Below are 17,693 nucleotides of genomic sequence, written 5' to 3' on the forward strand. Positions count from 1 at the left end.
AGGCAAGAACCATAAATACTTGGGGAGGGACTGATGAAAGATAGAATTAAAATAGTTCAGGCGGAGCTTAATAGGCGTGGAATAAGTGTCGGTACTGTTGATGGTATCATCGGAACCAAAACTAAGACTGCATTAAATTCAATTGATGGGGTTTCCACAGGCTGGCCGAATTCAAGGAAGGTGATTGCCTTTATCCAGATTATGTGTCGGGACAAGGGCATTGAAGTAGGCAAAGTGGATGGCTACTGGGGGCCACAAACCGAGTTTGCATTTGATCAGCTTAAACATGTCATTCAATTTGGTGAATTACCCTCCCCATGGCGCGATAACGAAAACCCAGAAAAGAGGAATCCAAACAACTGGCCTGCTGAGAGCGAATTGGACCAGTTTTACGGAAAAGTCGGTGAAAATCAGGTGAGACTTCAACTACCGTATCCGCACCGCCTTGCCTGGGATAAAAGAAAAGTCATTCATAGTTTTTATTGTCATGAAAAGGTGCGGGACAGTCTGTGCAGAGTACTAACTCAAGTGCTTGATCATTATGGCATGGATGAGATCAAACGACTCAGGCTCGATCTCTGGGGTGGTTGTCTGAATGTTCGGAAAAAACGTGGTGGTAGCAGCTACTCAACACATAGCTGGGGCATTGCTCTCGACTATGATTCCGCAAATAATAAATTGAAGTGGGGGCGAGACAGAGCTTCATTTTCCAGTTCGGAATATGACAAATGGTGGGAGTTCTGGGAGGCCGAAGGTTGGGTGAGCCTTGGCCGTACAAAAAACTATGACTGGATGCATGTTCAGGCAGTCATAGTTTAGGGGGCTGTTTACGCTAATTCGGGTGTTGTCGCTGCGGCCCCGAATCGACGTTATCATCATTAGTGTAAACAGGCCCCGAATCATCAGCACCTGTTATGATTCTAATCCAGCAGTAAACGAATGGTGCGGTGCAGTTCATTAATTTCAAATGGTTTGGAGAGCACTGGAGTATTCTCCAGGTCTTTGGCATCTTTTAGTGCATTCTCCCTGTCATACCCTGTGGCGAAAATGATGTTTGTATGAGGGTTAAGGTTTAACATTTCTCTGGCTGTATCCGGACCACCCATGACAGGCATGACCACATCGAGAATAACAGCGTCAACAGCAGTGGCCTGAAAAATTTCAACAGCATCACGACCATTACTTGCGACCAGTGTGCGATAACCCAGCAGCTGTAATGTTTCAGCAGTGGTGTCTCTGAGCGTTTCGTCATCATCGACGATCAGGAGTGTTTCTCCTTTGCTGTCAGCGATCATTGCTGAGTCCGCGGCTAAAGGTTTCTGTTCCTCATGATTGCATAGTGGGATATAAATATGGAAATCCGTGCCACGACCCGGTTCGCTCTCCACCTCAACAAAACCATTGTGTGAGCTGATAATGGTTGCCGTCATAGCCAGACCAAGGCCGGTTCCTTTTCCGACTTCTTTGGTGGTGAAAAATGGGTCGAAAATATGTTCGATATGTTCGGCTTCTATACCAGCACCGTTATCACTGATATGGATGTATGCATAATTACTGTGAGCTTTGGCCTTGGCATGTTTCAGACAGAGTTCTTCGCTGCCTCTTAGTTCATTGAGTGAGAAATTAATCGTTGGATTTTCAACGCCAGCCAGCGCGTCAGCAGCATTACCCACGAGATTAAGCAGTAGTTGTTGAAGCATGGCAGGATTACCCAACACAAAGAGGTTGGAGCCACTAATGTTTCTGTTGAGCTGGATGTTTTCCGGAATGACAATCTGATGCAGATTGAAAGCCTCTTTGATGAACGAACTTAGTGACAGCTTATGCCGCTCCACATCATCATTGCGAGCAAAAACCAGCATTTGCTTGATCATATCTGCCGCCTGAAAACCGACCTTTTCTACCCGTTCAACCTTTTCGAGTATGTCCGGGTTTTCTTTCACTTTGCCCTTGATGATATAAAGGTTGCCGATCATACCAGCCAGCATGTTATTAAAATCGTGTGCAATACCTCCGACCAGAGTACCGAGCGCTTCCATTTTCTGTGCCTGACGATACTGGGCTTCCAGACTCTTGTGCTCGCTTAAATCCTCATGGATACCAACGAAGTGGGTAATCTTATCTTCAGAGTCCCGGATTGGAGATATGGTAAGCATCGCAGGATAAAAACTTCCGTCTTTACGCCTCTCAATCACTTCCCCTTGCCAGACCTCTCCTGATTTGATGGTGTCCCACATCTGCTTGTAAAATAACTGATCCTGATTGCCGCTTTTCAGGATGGAAGGTTTCTGGCCCAGGGCCTCCTGCATGCTATAGCCGGTAATCTCAGTGAATGCCTTGTTCACATACTCAATCAGACCGTTGTAATTAGAAATGAGTACAGCTTCTCCTGCCTGGTCAATGGCGGAGGATATTTTCAGTGACTTAGCCTCCAGGCGGTGGTTCAGAATCATGGGTGCTACTGCATCGGCAACTGTGCTGAGAAATGATATTTCCTCCGCAGACTGTTGGTGATCGGGTGACAGATAGAGATTAATCACGGCCAGTACTTCTCCCTGAGACATAACAGGAATGCAGTAATGTCCATGCTCGGTCATTCCATCCACGCGGATAACGTGTTCGTGGTCAATGCAGTTCTTGTAGATCAGATTGCGGGTTTCCGCAGCTTTGCCGCATAGACAATGTCCGAATGGTATCTTTTTACACTGCTTTAATAATTCAGGGTGAAGATGCTGCTGGGTAAGCATGGACAGGGTATTTGTTCGGCTGTCGGAAATAAAGATTGAACCCTTCTTTTCAAGTGCGAGCCATTCGACGGACAGGATAATGTCCAATACCCTCTCCATCATCGATTCCAGTGATTGTTTATGCATGGCAACAGAGAGGATGTCTGACAAAGCCTTGCTGATGTCTGCCCTGCGCTTCATTTCGGAGGCTGTTTCCTCAGACATGGCATAGGCCTCATCAAACAGGGCACCAATAATGATGCCGCCCTGTATCAAAAAAGCGATGATGATAATAAATATGGCGAGGATGAGGGGGTCAATAACTGATTCAAAATGAATCAGAGTATCGCTTGCTATAAAGTCCATGCCATACATGGCTGTGTAATGCATGGCAGATACAGCGAAACCCATCACTATGGCAGCCATAGTTTTGACACCCAGTTGATTGAATATTCGAGTATCCCGCAGCTGATTGGCGATCAGAAGCGCAGCGGTTGAGGCAACAATGGCGATCACTACAGCCAGTAAAATAATATGTGAATGATGCTGCATGGTTGCATTCAAACGCATTGCAGCCATACCGGAATAATGCATGCCGGCAATACCCAGGCCCATCATGATACCGATAAACAGGGTTTTCGGGCTGAACAGGTGCAGGCTGCCACCCGATCTCAGTGGAGAGATAGCAACAGCAGTGACACCCACGGCCAGCAACAGGCTGAATATGGTCAGTGTAATGTCAAAATGTACCGGGATTGGTAACTGCAGCGCCAGAATTGCAATGAAATGCATGGCCCAGATACCGGCCCCCAAGCTTAAGCCAAAGATAGCAATCCAGGCGAATGAGTGCTTGCTGGAAATCGCTGAGTGAATGCGCGGCACTGTGGACAGGGCAACGAAGGATGAACCGATAGCTGTCAGAATGGATACCACTACAAGCGTGATATGGTATGTCTCGGCAAGTATCACTTGTACTCCTGTTTCTCTTCCAGCAAAAGATGATTCATCAAATCACTGTATCTTCTAATTCAACCGGCTAGGTTTCTGCGCCATGCCAAAACTATTGTTTCATTTCGGAGAGCTTTCTTTAAAAGGCAAAAACCGTGCCACGTTTGAGCGCCGTATGGCTGAAAACATCAAACGTGTGGTTAAACCTGTACTTAAGCCCGGCGGTTTTCATCGCGAACATGGCCGCATGACAGCCGACCTTGAATCCATCAGTGACGAATTACTTGATCTTCTGGCCCTGTTGCCGGGCATCCGTAATTTCTCAGTGGCACATGAGTGTGCACTTGATCTGGAAGCTATGCAGGAAACAGCAAAAGCTGCTGTACTCGCTGATTTCGGGCCTGATGTTGCGGGTAAACCATTCCGGGTTACATCCAAACGCAGCAATAAGGGTTTTCCGATTCTGTCACCGGAATTGAACTTTGAGGTTGGTGGTTTTTTGAAGAACCAGCTGAACCTGACAGTGAACCTGGATGCTCCGGAGATTGATGTACGGGTCGAAGTGGGTGCGTATGCTGCATATATCTATACGCGCAAAATCACTGGTATCGGCGGCCTGCCTGTAGGGACTTCCGGGCGCGGTGTTGTACTCTTTTCCGGCGGAATCGATTCGCCTGTCGCTGCCTATTCCATGATGAAACGAGGTATGCAGGTAGTTCTGGTTCATCTCTACAACAGCACGATCAATCGTGATTTTGCTAAAATCAGGGATCTGGCCCGTCAACTTTCACGCTATCAGGGCAGGGTGAAACTTTATCTGATCGATCTGGAAGAGTTTCAGCGCCATGCTATTGCCCATGTGCCAGCAGAGTATCGTATGATAATCTACAAGCGCGAGATGATCCGCTCTGCTGCCAAAATTGCTCATGAGCAGGGAGGCCAGGCTTTGGTGACGGGTGATTCACTGGGGCAGGTGGCAAGTCAGACACTGGCCAATATCAGCGCGATTTATGATGCTGCTGATTTGCCTCTTCTCTCCCCGTTGATTGGAGCTGATAAGGAAGAGATTGTTGCGCTGGGACGCCGAATTGGTACCTATGATATCTCTGTTGAAGAGTACTGTGATATATGCTCGTTTCTGATTGCCAAACATCCGGAAACCAATGCCAAACGAGATCGAGTGGCTCATTATGAAACGATGTTGCCACTGGAAGGACTGGATAACCCTGTGCGTGTGGTTCTTTTCGACTCAGGACGGGAGCTGGACGCGTAACAAGGGCCTGCAATGTTGAAGTTTAAACGTGTGTTGGGGCTTTCTCTGTTCTGGGCATCATGGATATTATGGGCTGCTATGTTGTTTGTGCCATTTGTGCTTGATACAGATGCAGCCACGATCACGATCGTTGTCACAACATGTCTGGTGGTTGCCGAAGTCAGCTTTATTGTCAGCCTGTTCTTGTTGGGGAAACCTTTCTATCAGGCATTCAAAGCACGGCTGAAACCTTACTTGTTTAAATTGACGGCACGCGGCCCTGAAAAGGAATAAGCTGTTAGTCAGCTTTGTCGGTATCACCATCCCGGATGCGACGAGAGATATTCTTTGCTTCACTGCTGAATGTGAATTTACCGAACAGCGTACAGCCTTTCATGCCTGGATCACACGATTTGCCCGGCACACGCTTGCATTGCCCGTTCTGTTCATGCGGGCAACCCCATCCACTCATGAATCGACTTGTTTTCTGGAGCGAACAAATTTCACGACCAGGAGGATGGAAGGCAGGAGATGCCAGAACAGATCAAAGATATCCAGTGGTTTGGCAAGTGAGCCATCAGCCAACATCCTTAGCTTTTCGACAAGGTGAGGTTCCGGTTGAAATGGCAACATGGCCATGAGTACGGCAATAGCGAGCAGGGCAATCCAGGGTAATTCATCCAGCCATTTCATAATACTCTCCAGTAATCCGGAGCGATTCAGCTCCAATAGTTTCAGTGATGGACTCTTAATTTATTACTAACGCACTCATTAAAGCAACTGCAATTGCTCTGATTAGCTTGCTCCAGAAATAAATGTTTTATAATCAGCAAGCAGGGCATCGACTGCAAGCTGATAGAAACGTTCACCATCAGCAACGGTAGCTAAAGCAGGATTGGAGCCTATGCGCCCGTCGGGGAACTTGAGCCGGTAGTCAGCCGCATCGTAAATCTCGCCATTGGGTGCAATGTCAGGACTCATGGATACATTTTTTACTGCTTCAGGGTGGGCGAAATAACTTAGAGCCACTTCACTGACTGTGGCGTGATGTCCTTCAGCATCACCGTAGAGTTCAGCTGCCAGTGCAGTGATGTGATCATTGCGCCACCAGTTGGCTAAACGGCAGCGAGGCGCAGGGCCAACGCTTTTTCCAGCGGCATGATAGATCTCACAAAAGGCCGTGGTCACTGGTGGAATATTGCCGCCGTGGCCATTGATAAAATAGAAATGGGTGAATCCGTGTTGCTGTAACGATGTGATCACGTCCGTTACCAATTGAATCAGTGTGGATGGTCTGAGTGTTACCGTTCCTGCAAAGGCCATGTGATGTTGAGCCATGCCGTAGTTGATAGTCGGGGCGATCAGTATATCTGCTTGCTCTTCAATGCCAGCGCTGATGCGGGTCGGACAGATTGCATCCGTGCCAATCAACCCATTGGGGCCATGTTGTTCGGTTGAACCGATCGGAATAATTATGCCGGTAGAGTGTTCAAGATAGGCCTCGATCTCTTGCCAAGTGCTGAGTGCAAGCTGCATGTGTACCTCCTGAGCAAGTGCTGGTGTATAGAGTTAGATTGGAAGCATACGCAGACAAGGAATCATTGCGAGTGACTTTCGTATCCGGCTACAACTGCTAAACTGGGTTTATGCATAGCATGAGAGCGATTCAGGCTGATATCACGACCATGGAGGTAGATGTGATAGTCAATGCGGCAAACTCCAGTCTGCTGGGTGGTGGCGGTGTTGATGCTGCGATTCACCGCGCTGCCGGCCCTGAGTTGCTTGCAGAGTGCCGCACTGTTGGTGGCTGCCCGACCGGTGAAGCGAGGATCACTGCGGCTTATGAGTTGCCAGCTGATTGGATAGTGCACACCGTTGGCCCTGTCTGGCATGGTGGTGATCGCGGTGAGGCGGAATTACTGGCTAGTTGTTACCTAAATAGCCTGACACTGGCATGTGCAAAAGATGCACGTTCAGTTGCATTTCCTGCAATTTCAGCCGGTGTATATGGATATCCGATTGAGCGTGCTGCACGCATTGCGGTCAAAACATGTTCGGAGTTCCAGCAGGTTTATGGTGAGCCTCAGCAGATTATTTTTGCCTGTTTCGATAAGCAAACATGCAAGCGTTACCAGCTGCTTCTGGAGCAGTTCTTCTAGGGCTGTTGATCAGAATCCTGAATTGATTTCCGGCCGGTGATCATTGCACGCGGAAGGTTCTCACCATGCAGCAGGCTGGAAACCAGCACGCCTGCAATGTGTATCAGGATCAGCATCAGCATCATATTGACGGTGAATTCATGCACATCTTTCCAGAACTCATCGCTCTGATTGTCACCATGCTCCCACCCGTCTGCATGAGCTGCAGGTATCTGCAATGAGATGCTGCTGTTTGCCAGCGGTCCCTTGCCTTCAGCCGCATAAGTTTCAAGTCCGGTCCATGTAACCAGGACGAGTGCAACCAGCATCATGGCAACCATGGCACCACCGGCAGGGTTATGGCCAAGATAATGCTTCGAATGTCGTGTCATGAGGCTGCGAAGATAAGTCCTGATTTCGGCAGGACGGTATATGAAGTTGGAGAAGCGGGCATATTTTGTGCCGATCAGCCCCCAGATCAGGCGAAATCCGATTAACCCGGCAATCGTGTATCCTGCCCATGCATGCATGGTTTCCAGGTCGCCTTCAGCTGTAAGATAGGCAAGGATGAAGAACAGCACCAGTGACCAGTGAAACAGTCGCACCAGTATGTCCCATACTTTGATTGATTGCGGCATATTCACACTCCTCAGTTCAATGGGGAGATAGGTTAAAAAGTTTGACTTAAGTGTAGATGAATCGTTTGCTAAGAATATTTAACCTTTGAATGTTTAGCATTTCCACTGCTCGAAGTTTTGCTTAGGGTGGGCCCATGAATAATGCAATTGGTCTTTTTCTCGTATTTGCCATTCTTGTTTCTGTGGTGCTTGTAACCAACTGGCAGGAAAAAACAGGCAAGAAACTCAGTGATTTTACATGGTATCGATATGTCAAATGGGCAGTGATCGGCGTAGTCGGGTTTTCCGTACTTATGACACTAGTACTGGCCATCTACGGCGCAGCGACACTTTAACAACTCTATTGGCGATTTGGTCTCTCTTAGTGAGGCAGGCCAATCAGCTTAAAAATGACGATGGTGATAATCAGACAGGCGGCAATCAGAAACCAGATTGCCCATGCAGGTGGGGTGATGAAAGCGGCGGTCATGCATAGCGGAGCCAATGGTCCGGGATGTTTCAGCATTTAAGCACCTCCTTCTTCTTAACTAGCATAGCATCTTTTGCGCCAGATTGATGCATAGATTTATTCAGAGCATCCTGATAAATCCGGAACGGTTGACAGCCAGGGGCTTCTTCCCACTATTGGCACTCCCTCTGTCAGAGTGCTAAAAAATAATACAGAGGGGGGTTGAATAGCATTTAATTCGGCCCCATAAAGGGACTTGAATCGGTTTGATCCGGTTCCTATATAACAGTTTCCAATATTAATATTGAAGGAGAAACAACGATGACAACAAAGGTTCGTCCTTTACATGATCGCGTAATCGTCCGTCGCCTGGACGAGGAAGAAAAATCTGCCGGTGGTATCATCATTCCTGATTCTGCCAAAGAAAAACCAGTCCAGGGTAAAGTAATCGCCACTGGTAAAGGCAAAAGCCTGGAAAATGGCGAAGTGCGTCCGCTGGACGTGAAAGAGGGAGATACTGTCATCTTCTCAACTTATGCCGGTACAGAAATCAAACTTGATGGCGAAGCATTCCTGATGATGCGTGAAGACGACATCCTCGGCGTGATTGAAGGCTGATTTCAGCTTCAATAATTATCGAAGGCTACCTTCCATGTATGGAAGGATAGTCGGTATAAATAAAGTTTTAAGATTATAGATGAATTAGGAGATTGAAGAATGGCTAAAGACATTCAATTTGGCGAAGACGCACGTGCTCAGATGATGACCGGCGTAAACAAACTCGCTGACGCAGTAAAAGTAACTCTCGGCCCCAAAGGTCGTAATGTTGTTCTGGATAAATCATGGGGCGCACCGAATATCACTAAAGATGGTGTTTCTGTTGCCAAGGAAATCGAACTGGAAGACAAGTTTGAAAACATGGGCGCACAGATGGTAAAAGAAGTGGCTTCCAAAACTGCGGATATTGCAGGTGACGGCACCACGACTGCAACCGTTCTGGCTCAGGCCATTGCCAAAGAAGGCATCAAAGCTGTAGCTGCCGGCATGAACCCTATGGACCTGAAACGCGGTATCGATAAAGCGGTGACTGCTGTTGTTGCTGAATTGGCATCGCTGTCCAACGAAGTTCAGAATCAGGAAGAGATTGCTCAGGTTGGCACTATCTCTGCCAATGGTGATACCGAAATCGGCCAGATCATTGCAGATGCAATGGATAAGGTTGGTAAAGAAGGCGTCATTACTGTTGAAGAAGCGAAAGGCCTGGAAACAGAGCTGGACGTTGTTGAAGGCATGCAGTTCGACCGCGGTTACCTCTCTCCTTACTTTGTAACTGATACAGAGCGTATGGAAGCATCTCTGGACAGCCCGTACATCCTGCTGTTTGAGAAGAAAATCGGCAATATGCGTGAACTGCTTCCGGTTCTGGAAGCTGTTGCACGTACCGGTAAACCTCTGCTGATTATCGCTGAAGATATCGAAGGCGAAGCGCTGGCTACTCTGGTTGTGAACAAGGTTCGCGGTGTTGTAAATGTTGCTGCTGTCAAAGCGCCTGGTTTCGGCGATCGTCGTAAGGCGATGATGGAAGACATGGCTATCCTGACCGGTGGTAAGGTTATCTCTGAAGACCTTGGTCTGAAGCTGGAAAATGTGACTCTGGAAGATCTGGGTACTGCCGGTACCGTGAAGATCAGCAAAGATGCTACTGTCATTGTTGACGGTGTAGGCGAAAGTGCAGACATCGAAGCTCGTGTTGCGCTGATTCGCAAGCAGGCTGAAGACTCCACTTCTGACTACGACAAAGAAAAATTGCAGGAACGTCTGGCCAAACTGGCTGGTGGTGTTGCAGTGATCAAAGTCGGTGCAGCAACTGAAGTAGCCATGAAAGAGAAGAAAGACCGTGTTGACGATGCGTTGCATGCAACCCGTGCTGCTGTTGAAGAAGGTATCGTTGCCGGTGGTGGTGTTGCACTGATTCGTGCGCGCACTGCATTGGCTGATGTATCCGGAATCAACCATGACGAAGATACCGGTGTGAAGATTATTCGCCGCGCTATTGAAGAGCCTCTGCGTCAGATCGTTACCAACGGTGGTGGTGAAGCGTCTGTAGTGGTGAATGAAGTATCTAGCGGTGAAGGTCACTTCGGTTATAACGCGCAGACAGAAGAGTACGGCGATCTGGTGAAGATGGGTGTTATTGACCCGACCAAGGTTACCCGTTCTGCACTGCAGTATGCTGCTTCTATTGCCGGCCTTTTGATCACAACTGAAGCAATGATTGCAGATATCCCTGAACCTGCTGGTGCAGCCGCAGGCGCACCTGATATGGGTGGCATGGGTGGTATGGGCGGCATGGGTATGTAAAACCACTCCTCTGAGTTGGTTTTATATCAGTCGTTTATTACTGATGTATAGAGAAGGGCGGCCCGATTGGGCCGCCTTTTTTTGTTGTCGAACTATGAAGGGTGATTCTGGTGCTCTGGATTGTTTGTACTATCGAGTCAAACAGGGCGACAGCCATTGCTCTGGATTATTTGCACTATCGCGTTAAACAGGGAGACAGGCATTGCCCTGGATTATTAGCACTATCGCGTTAAACAGGGCAACACCCATTGCCCTGGACTACTTGCACTATCGCACAATTTAGAGCAACCCCATTGCTCTAAATTGCTTGCTTCGGTAGCGTCCCCAGTCTTTGAAATTATGGGGAAAGTTTACAAGACGTTCCGTATTCCCTGACTCTAAATACAGAGGTTTATCATGCTCGAATCGATGCGTAATCACGCGCAAGGCTGGATAGCAAAAGTCATTCTTACCGGTATCGCACTTTCATTTGTACTGTGGGGAGTGGGTGACTACTTTACTGGCGGCAATGCTGAGCCGGTCGCTACAATCAATGAGAAGCCGATTGATGGCAGTGAGTTCTATGTTGCTTACGAGCGCCAACTCAATGCCTATCGCTCAATGTTGGGTAAGCAGTATTCCCGTGAGTTGCTGGATTCGTTGAATGTGAAAGAGACGACTCTGCAGACGATGATAAATCGTAAAATCATGCTGGATGTTGCGGCCAAACTTGGATTGGCAGCACCGGAATCCGTTGTTCTGGCTACTGTGCAGACAGACCCTGCATTTCAGTCAGCAGGGCAATTTGATCCAAAACGTTATCAGATTCTAACCCGTAATATGGGTTTTGGCTCGTCGCAGGATTATGAAAATGATGTGCGCATGACCATTATGATTGATGCGTTGGAGAAATCACTTATTCAATCTTCATACGTTAGTGAAGCCGAAATTCGTGATCTTTTTAACCAGAAGTTTGAGCAGCGCGTACTGTCTTCAATTGTCGTTGATGCTGCTAGCCTGCTGTCCAAAGTGGAAGTGGACGATGCGACTGCTAAAGCCTGGTATGAAGCCAATAAAGCCAGCTACCAGTCACCTCTGCGTGTTCAGGTGAATACCGTTGAAATCAACCCTCGTACCCTGGCTGCTGATGCAGTAATTAATGAGACAGATCTTCTTGCAGAGTACGAAAAACGCAAAGCCGAGTTCTCTGAGCCGGAACAGCGTAAAGCCCGTCATATTCTGGTGCGCGTTAACGAGTCGGATTCCGAGATGCTGAGGGTTGCTGCACGTGAAAAAATTGAAGCGGCTCAGGCGCGCATTAAGGCTGGAGAAGACTTTTCTGCCATCGCCAAAGAGATATCGGCTGACCCGGCGACGGCTGTAAAAGGTGGCGAGCTGGGTTGGTTCAAACAGGGTATGATGGTTGCTGCATTTGATGCTGCTGTGTTTTCCATGGATAAGGGTACCACCAGTGATATTGTAGAAACTGAGTTCGGTTATCACCTGATTCGAATCGATGATATTCGTCCAGCGAGAGTGACTCCTTTTGAAGATGTGAAGGGTAAAATCAAGGACGAGCTACTCCTGGCAAAAGGTGCTGAGGAAGCTTATAAGTTGTCACAGGATCTGGATGAAGCACTGGGTATGGAAGACTCCCTGAAAGCTGCTGCGGAAGCAGTAGATTTGAAAATGCTGAGCTCAAAAGCAGTAAGCATGGATGAAGCAATTGTTGAGCCGGGACTGTCAGACCAGCAGATCAGACAGAAAGCATTTGCAACGCTGCCCGGTCAGGCTGTCGAGATTATCGAAACTGATGACGGGCGTTTTATCGCGATTGAAGTTGTTCAGCGTATTGACCCCGATGTGCTGCCGTTTGCCAAAGTAACCCGTCAGGTTTATTCAGATGCCAAGCAGGATGCTGCCAATAAAAAAGCCTTCGAAGTGGCTGAAGAGATTCGCAAACAGAGCGGAAAATCATTGGATGAACTGGCCCAGCAGTTTGGTCAGGCAAAATTTATCTCTAAACCTGTACGTAGTACTGGCGTTGGTGATGATGCAGCCTGGTTGACCAGTGCTGTACTTGGTAATGGATTCAAAGCAGCTCAGGGCAGCTGGGTAGATCAATCCATTGCTGTGCCACAAGGTTTTGCTGTAGTACATGTCGATCAGGTGATTGCACCCTCCGAGGATGATTACAATACTCAGAAAGAGGCCATCACCAAAGAAGCTGTGAAGGCCAAGGGGCAGGTACGTTTTGCCCGCTGGCTCAGTTCAGTACGCGAAGGTTATGAAGTTACTACGAATGAAAAGGCCCTGTCTCTTTTCTAGATTATCAACACATCGATAAAAAAGCCGTTCCCTTTGCTTGATAGCAGAGAGGGCGGCTTTTTTTTATGGCCGGGGAAGTTTCCCGATAATGGCATCCAATAAGCCGCTTTCGCCAAAGCCCTTGAGTTTTAGTAACCACAATGGTTTATCTTTGGGCCAGAAAGGCTTCAGTTTAACCGCATCCTTTTCTGTGATTGCTACATGCTCTTTGGTTTGCAGTTGATCGATCTCCTGACGAGTGAACTGGTGGTGGTCCGGAAAAATAACGTGACCACTTACTCTCAGACCGCTGGCAGACAGGCTGTTCAGGAAGCGTTCAGGGCGGGCGATAGATGTTGCAGCATACACAGTATCCGGAGGTTCTGCACCACTGTCCATGGCATCAATAAGATCTCCAGTTTCACAAAACCAGTGCCACTCTTGTGCAGGGCTTATTTTTTCACACTGTTGCAGGGCTGCTCTGCTGCCTGTTCGTACAATCAGGTCAGAGCGGGACAAAGCTGTGACGGCTTCACGTAAGGGGCCTGCAGGGATTCTGTGGCCGTTACCGATACCTTCGGCAGGGATAAGTACAATATCACATACACGAGCGAGGTGGCGATACTGAAAACCATCATCAAGGATGATGATGTTACCGAAATCTTTTGCTATCTGGCTTGCAGCGACGCGGTCAGAGCCGACAATTACCGTATTACTGGCAAGCTCGGCAAGCATGCGTGCTTCATCGCCAACGTCTAAGGCCGACATGTTACTTTCTACAATACGGGGCTTACTATTATTGCCGCCATCTCCACGACAGATAATAACCGGCTTAAAACCCTTTTTTTGCAATGCAGCAGCCAGCCACAGTACAAAGGGTGTTTTACCGCTGCCGCCGGCAGTGATATTGCCAACAGAAATCAATGGTAATGGAGGTTGGACAGTTTGTGCAGCACGTTGCCTGAGATGCCTGTTGCTAATTGCGCTGTATACGGGTTCGATCAGGCGTAGAGGCAGGGGCGGTTGATGTTTTGACCACCAGATATTCTCAATTTTACTATGTAGTTTAGACATCGGATGTATTGGAGTCAGGAAGATAGGCCGAAATGAATTCCAGCGTGGATTCCAGCACAGCTGCTTTATTCTGAATGAACAGGGCCGCATGCGCATGCAGCTGTTTTAACTCATCGGGGTGCTGCAAAAGGCGCGAGATGGCCAGCTCGAGTTCCTGATTATCTGCTGCAATGATCGCTGCATTGTCTTGCTGCATATGATCCATGATTTCCCGGAAGTTCTGCACGAAGGGGCCTGTCACTACACCGCGACCACATACGGCTGCCTCCAGCGGATTATGCCCGCCAATATTTTTCAGGCTGCCGGCAATAATCACGGCATCAGCGACACTATATAATTCGCCCAGTATGCCCATGGCATCGACCAGTATGAAGTCACTATCATGCTGCTCATGTTGCGACCATCTCGATAGTCCATGTCCATGCTCCCGAATAAGGTTGGCAACCTGATCAAAGCGTTCAGGGTGACGAGGAACAATGATGGTCAACAGATCAGGGCATACTGCGTGCCAGACTGGCCACATATTCAGGATAGCACGGTCTTCGCCCTCATGCGTGCTGGCGATGAGTAGAATTGGTCGATTGCAGCTGCTGTCAATTTTCAGGCGTAAAGCTCCGGCATCTACTGTGGGGGCTGATACTGCATATTTCAGGTTGCCAACCACCCGAACACGGTCGGCTGATACACCCATGCCAACAAGTCGTTCTGCATCGATAGCACTCTGGGCGAGAAACATGGCTACAGGTTTCAAACAGCGAGACCAGAAAAAACGTGTAGCCTGATAACGCGGAAAAGAACGGTCTGAAATACGGGTGTTGATGCCGATGACCGGGATATTGCGCTTATTGCAGGCCAGTAGCATACCGGGCCAGAATTCGGTTTCGGCAAGCAGCAGCAGTGCGGGTCTGAGTTTATTTACCAGTCGGGCCATGGTGCCGGGAATGTCCCAGGGCAGGTATGAGATTGATATATCTGATCCGAGTAGTCGTTTGGCATGTGCAAAACCAGTAGCAGTAACGACAGTTAAATGCATGGAATAGCCTTGCTCGGCCAGCTTTTTATATAAGGGTGCAATCGAAGCAACTTCCCCGACAGAACAGGCATGTAGCCAGATGCAGCCGCTTTGAGAGGAGGGCAATTGCAGAGACAGATGCTGTTGCCATTTACTGACCCTGTTCGCATCTGAAGCGGAGTGAAATTGATCTGCCGATACAGCCATTGCCGTATTGCAACAGGATATGAGTCATAGCGCCAGTTTGTATGAAGATTGCTGGCCCGAGACTTGCTTTATACCTATATTCTACAATGTTTTCAGTTATGAAACACACGAGGAGCTGTGTATGATTATTACTGTGTTATCGATTTGTGCCATCTTATTTTTGGCGTTGCAGTGTGAGGATAAGCTTAAAATCCCGTCGCCTGTCGGACTGATCGGACTCTCTTTCGCTTTTCATCTTCTCTTTGGTGACCTGTTTATGCTCACTGGCGATGCTGAGCATTTCGCAGCATTGGTGATTTTGTTACTGCCCATACTGCTGATCGGGGATTCGCTGGAACTTAAGGTAGAAGATCTGAAAGAGCATGGTTTAAGCCTGTTTTATCTGGCTGTAGTTGCTGTTTCGCTATCGGTGATAACTGCCCTGTTGATTGGCGATACACTGTTTGGTCAGTATGATCTGTCGTTTGCAGCCATTATTCTGCTGTTTGCCATGGTATTGGCCACAGATCCGGTCTCGGTTGTGAGTATCTTTTCCAAATTTGAACTGCCGCACAGGCTGAAAATTCTCTGTGAGGGCGAAAGCCTGTTTAACGATGCGACTGCACTGATTGTATTTGTATTTATCGGACTCTATGCCCTTGATGGTGGAGACATTACCTTTGGTTACGTGGCGCAAACCAGTCTGGTTGTGGTTGGCGGTTCGGCAGTGTTAGGTGTGCTGGTCGGATATATCGGTCTGATGGCGATGAAAACAACTGAAAATCGTATTGCTGAATTGCTGGTACTTATCCTGACTGGTTATGGAGCTTTTGAACTTTCTGAACATTTCTACGTGATTCTTAATCTGTTTGGTGGTCACTCCCATATGCATCTGTCCGGTATTCTGGCCTGTATTTTTTCAACTGTGACAGTGCACCACTTTTTATCCAAATCGGTTGCCTATGATGATATGCGTCTGGAAAAGGAGGAGCAGTATCTGGAACGTGAATCGGCATCAGAAAAAACGTCACGCTCTCTGGTGCATACTGCAATCCAGAAAATTAAAGCTACTGTAGAAGAGCGTGATCGTCATTTGCGTACCAAAGAAGATGTGCAGTTGTTGGCTATCGTTGCGAACACCATGCTGTTTGTCGCAATGGCTGAAATTGTTGATATTGATCTGCTATGGAAATACAGCACCGAGATTATGGTAATGTTCCTGGCCACGACAGTCATTCGCGCTGCAATGATGGCCAAGTTTGCAATTATTACCAATCAGACAGATAAAATGACTAATGTAAATTTCCGTTGGTGGGGTGTGCTGACCTTTGCGGGTATCAAGGGTGGCCTCTCGGTTGTGATGCTGATGATGATTCCGGCTGGTTTTGAGCACCTGGAAATGTTCAAGGCCATTGTGGTTGGCGTGATCATGCTTTCCACCTTTATCTATTCAGCCATATTGCTAGGCGTTATTGGCAAGAATAAGGCCGAATTCTCTCAGGAACTTGCAGATGAAGGTGGCCATCACTGATGCTTCGACGTTGATCTAATCCGTAGATACGAAAAAGACCCTGCTATGCAGGGCCTTTTTTAGATCCGACACCCTGTGGGGAAGTGTGGGAAGTGGGAGGTGCCAGATCTAACTGTTGCTTACATCATATCCTTTTCAGGATTGGGATGGAACTGCTGCAGTGCCTGTGGGATGGCGGCAATAATGATGCCCATACAGACAGCTACGATGACAGGTGTCACAAAGCTGACTCCAAAAATTGACAGTGCCAAGCCAATAATTGCCCAGGGTGAGATAAACAGGGCCAATAATGAGACTCCCATCAGGTCAGAACGCAGTGAATTATCTTGCGTAGCATAACTTTCTTCGATTTTCAGATACGCCTGCATGCTAACCTCCGTAGTACTCACTTCTGCTTTCTAGTCCTTGTATAAGCAACCTTAATGCCAATCTATCGGTTTTGAACGGATGGACTTTAATTCCTTGATGATGCAGCGCTTGGTATGAGCGGGTGATCAGTTAAGGCTGTGATGGTAATCATGTTGTTTCGACTCCTTACCAAAAAGGCCCCGCATAAGCGGAGCCTTTTTATTGAACAGTGTCTGATGCCGTGGGAGGGAGGGGAGGAGGGTGACACCAGACATGCGTAAGTTTATATCTTGCCTGTTAGGCATTGGTGAACGGCTCATTAATAATCTTTAATATAACCCACTGTTTCCCTCGGGTATTACGACAGGGGTGAGTGGCTGCATCACTGTTTAGCTAGAAGTTTGCTTGAGCCTTATCAATATACATGTTTTATGGACGATGCGGGGAAGCACTCAGACGAGTTGTTGTTTTCCAGTATGGAGCCTCCGAATGCTAGAGAGCACAGAAGACGAAAAGGAGAGAAGTACTTTTTATAAAGATGTGTTTGTTGTTGCTCTTGTACCGACTCTGATCTTCCTGTGTGCACTCTATTTCGATGCTTCCAGGCGTATCATGGATATTGATCCGTATGCAAAGGTCATTTTTATGAGTGGTTATGATAAACAGAGCACGCTGGCCAGAGCCAGCGTGCAGGACAATGTACTGCTATTACAATAAGCCATTGAGTGTGTCCTGTCCTCCTGAG

At 47.8% G+C, this 17,693-nt stretch carries 19 protein-coding genes; 10 read left to right on the plus strand and 9 right to left on the minus strand.

Features of this window, described 5'->3' with window-relative positions; all coding sequences use genetic code 11:
* The first annotated feature begins 33 nt into the window (after nt 1-33).
* Complete coding sequence (locus MMIC_RS08755; protein ID WP_072660087.1) at nt 34-819, plus strand: M15 family metallopeptidase; 786 nt, start codon at nt 34-36, stop codon at nt 817-819.
* 101 nt (nt 820-920) lie between these two features.
* On the opposite strand, the gene MMIC_RS08760 is transcribed toward MMIC_RS08755, so the two are convergent.
* Nucleotides 921-3,695 (minus strand): MHYT domain-containing protein, encoded by a 2,775-nt coding sequence (locus tag MMIC_RS08760; protein WP_072660088.1) that lies wholly within the window; start codon nt 3,693-3,695, stop codon nt 921-923.
* 82 nt (nt 3,696-3,777) lie between these two features.
* Between MMIC_RS08760 and thiI the strand changes: the two genes are divergently transcribed.
* Nucleotides 3,778-4,947 carry a tRNA uracil 4-sulfurtransferase ThiI gene (thiI, locus tag MMIC_RS08765; RefSeq protein WP_072660089.1) on the plus strand — a complete coding sequence of 390 codons (1,170 nt, stop codon included), beginning with the start codon at nt 3,778-3,780 and terminating at the stop codon, nt 4,945-4,947.
* 12 nt (nt 4,948-4,959) lie between these two features.
* Nucleotides 4,960-5,220 carry a transporter suffix domain-containing protein gene (locus tag MMIC_RS08770; RefSeq protein ID WP_072660090.1) on the plus strand — a complete coding sequence of 87 codons (261 nt, stop codon included), beginning with the start codon at nt 4,960-4,962 and terminating at the stop codon, nt 5,218-5,220.
* Between the two features lie 4 nt (nt 5,221-5,224).
* Here MMIC_RS08770 and MMIC_RS12730 read toward each other — a convergent pair whose 3' ends face one another.
* The 3 genes from MMIC_RS12730 to MMIC_RS08780 form a co-directional block, all read right to left on the minus strand.
* A complete protein-coding gene (locus MMIC_RS12730; RefSeq protein WP_171966492.1) occupies nt 5,225-5,398 on the minus strand; it encodes a hypothetical protein in 174 nt (57 codons plus the stop codon).
* The gene (locus MMIC_RS08775) at nt 5,395-5,619 is read right to left on the minus strand and encodes a hypothetical protein (RefSeq protein WP_072660091.1); all 225 of its coding nucleotides are present in this window, start codon (nt 5,617-5,619) and stop codon (nt 5,395-5,397) included. The genes MMIC_RS12730 and MMIC_RS08775 overlap by 4 nt, the downstream gene beginning before the upstream one ends.
* Before the next feature lie 102 nt (nt 5,620-5,721).
* Nucleotides 5,722-6,462, minus strand: coding sequence for a creatininase family protein (locus MMIC_RS08780; RefSeq protein WP_072660092.1), 741 nt, complete (start codon nt 6,460-6,462; stop codon nt 5,722-5,724).
* A gap of 110 nt (nt 6,463-6,572) precedes the next feature.
* Here MMIC_RS08780 and MMIC_RS08785 point away from each other — a divergent pair, with 110 nt between their 5' ends.
* Nucleotides 6,573-7,085 (plus strand): O-acetyl-ADP-ribose deacetylase, encoded by a 513-nt coding sequence (locus tag MMIC_RS08785; protein ID WP_072660093.1) that lies wholly within the window; start codon nt 6,573-6,575, stop codon nt 7,083-7,085.
* Here the strand turns inward: MMIC_RS08785 and MMIC_RS08790 are convergent.
* The gene (locus tag MMIC_RS08790; protein ID WP_072660094.1) at nt 7,082-7,702 is read right to left on the minus strand and encodes a cytochrome b/b6 domain-containing protein; all 621 of its coding nucleotides are present in this window, start codon (nt 7,700-7,702) and stop codon (nt 7,082-7,084) included. The genes MMIC_RS08785 and MMIC_RS08790 overlap by 4 nt on opposite strands.
* 134 nt (nt 7,703-7,836) lie before the next feature.
* On the opposite strand from MMIC_RS08790, the gene MMIC_RS08795 reads away from it, so the two are divergent.
* Nucleotides 7,837-8,037 carry a hypothetical protein gene (locus tag MMIC_RS08795; protein ID WP_072660095.1) on the plus strand — a complete coding sequence of 67 codons (201 nt, stop codon included), beginning with the start codon at nt 7,837-7,839 and terminating at the stop codon, nt 8,035-8,037.
* Between the two features lie 26 nt (nt 8,038-8,063).
* Here MMIC_RS08795 and MMIC_RS12735 read toward each other — a convergent pair whose 3' ends face one another.
* Entirely contained in the window at nt 8,064-8,207 is a 144-nt protein-coding gene (locus tag MMIC_RS12735) for a hypothetical protein (protein ID WP_171966493.1), read from the minus strand.
* A gap of 264 nt (nt 8,208-8,471) precedes the next feature.
* On the opposite strand from MMIC_RS12735, the gene groES reads away from it, so the two are divergent.
* The 3 genes from groES (at nt 8,472) to MMIC_RS08810 (ending at nt 12,818) form a co-directional block, all read left to right on the plus strand.
* Nucleotides 8,472-8,768: a co-chaperone GroES gene (gene groES / locus MMIC_RS08800; RefSeq protein WP_072660096.1), complete on the plus strand. Its 297-nt coding sequence runs from the start codon at nt 8,472-8,474 to the stop codon at nt 8,766-8,768.
* Nucleotides 8,769-8,867: 99 nt separating this feature from the next.
* The gene (groL, locus tag MMIC_RS08805) at nt 8,868-10,511 is read left to right on the plus strand and encodes a chaperonin GroEL (protein ID WP_072660097.1); all 1,644 of its coding nucleotides are present in this window, start codon (nt 8,868-8,870) and stop codon (nt 10,509-10,511) included.
* A gap of 396 nt (nt 10,512-10,907) precedes the next feature.
* Nucleotides 10,908-12,818: a SurA N-terminal domain-containing protein gene (locus MMIC_RS08810; RefSeq protein WP_072660098.1), complete on the plus strand. Its 1,911-nt coding sequence runs from the start codon at nt 10,908-10,910 to the stop codon at nt 12,816-12,818.
* Nucleotides 12,819-12,881: 63 nt separating this feature from the next.
* On the opposite strand, the gene lpxK is transcribed toward MMIC_RS08810, so the two are convergent.
* Together lpxK and MMIC_RS08820 are read right to left on the minus strand one after the other, a co-directional pair.
* Nucleotides 12,882-13,871 (minus strand): tetraacyldisaccharide 4'-kinase, encoded by a 990-nt coding sequence (lpxK, locus tag MMIC_RS08815; RefSeq protein WP_072660099.1) that lies wholly within the window; start codon nt 13,869-13,871, stop codon nt 12,882-12,884.
* Nucleotides 13,864-15,090, minus strand: coding sequence for a 3-deoxy-D-manno-octulosonic acid transferase (locus MMIC_RS08820; RefSeq protein ID WP_072660100.1), 1,227 nt, complete (start codon nt 15,088-15,090; stop codon nt 13,864-13,866). The genes lpxK and MMIC_RS08820 overlap by 8 nt, the downstream gene beginning before the upstream one ends.
* Before the next feature lie 121 nt (nt 15,091-15,211).
* On the opposite strand from MMIC_RS08820, the gene MMIC_RS08825 reads away from it, so the two are divergent.
* Nucleotides 15,212-16,600, plus strand: coding sequence for a cation:proton antiporter (locus tag MMIC_RS08825; RefSeq protein WP_072660101.1), 1,389 nt, complete (start codon nt 15,212-15,214; stop codon nt 16,598-16,600).
* 119 nt (nt 16,601-16,719) lie between these two features.
* Here the strand turns inward: MMIC_RS08825 and MMIC_RS08830 are convergent, their stop codons facing one another.
* Entirely contained in the window at nt 16,720-16,968 is a 249-nt protein-coding gene (locus MMIC_RS08830; RefSeq protein ID WP_072660102.1) for a hypothetical protein, read from the minus strand.
* Nucleotides 16,969-17,437: 469 nt separating this feature from the next.
* Here MMIC_RS08830 and MMIC_RS08835 point away from each other — a divergent pair, with 469 nt between their 5' ends.
* On the plus strand, nt 17,438-17,665 hold the full coding sequence (locus tag MMIC_RS08835; RefSeq protein ID WP_072660103.1) for a hypothetical protein: 228 nt from the start codon (nt 17,438-17,440) through the stop codon (nt 17,663-17,665).
* The last annotated feature ends 28 nt before the right edge of the window (nt 17,666-17,693 follow it).

The sequence above is a fragment of the Mariprofundus micogutta genome, from assembly GCF_001895085.1.
GTDB lineage: Bacteria > Pseudomonadota > Zetaproteobacteria > Mariprofundales > Mariprofundaceae > Mariprofundus > Mariprofundus micogutta.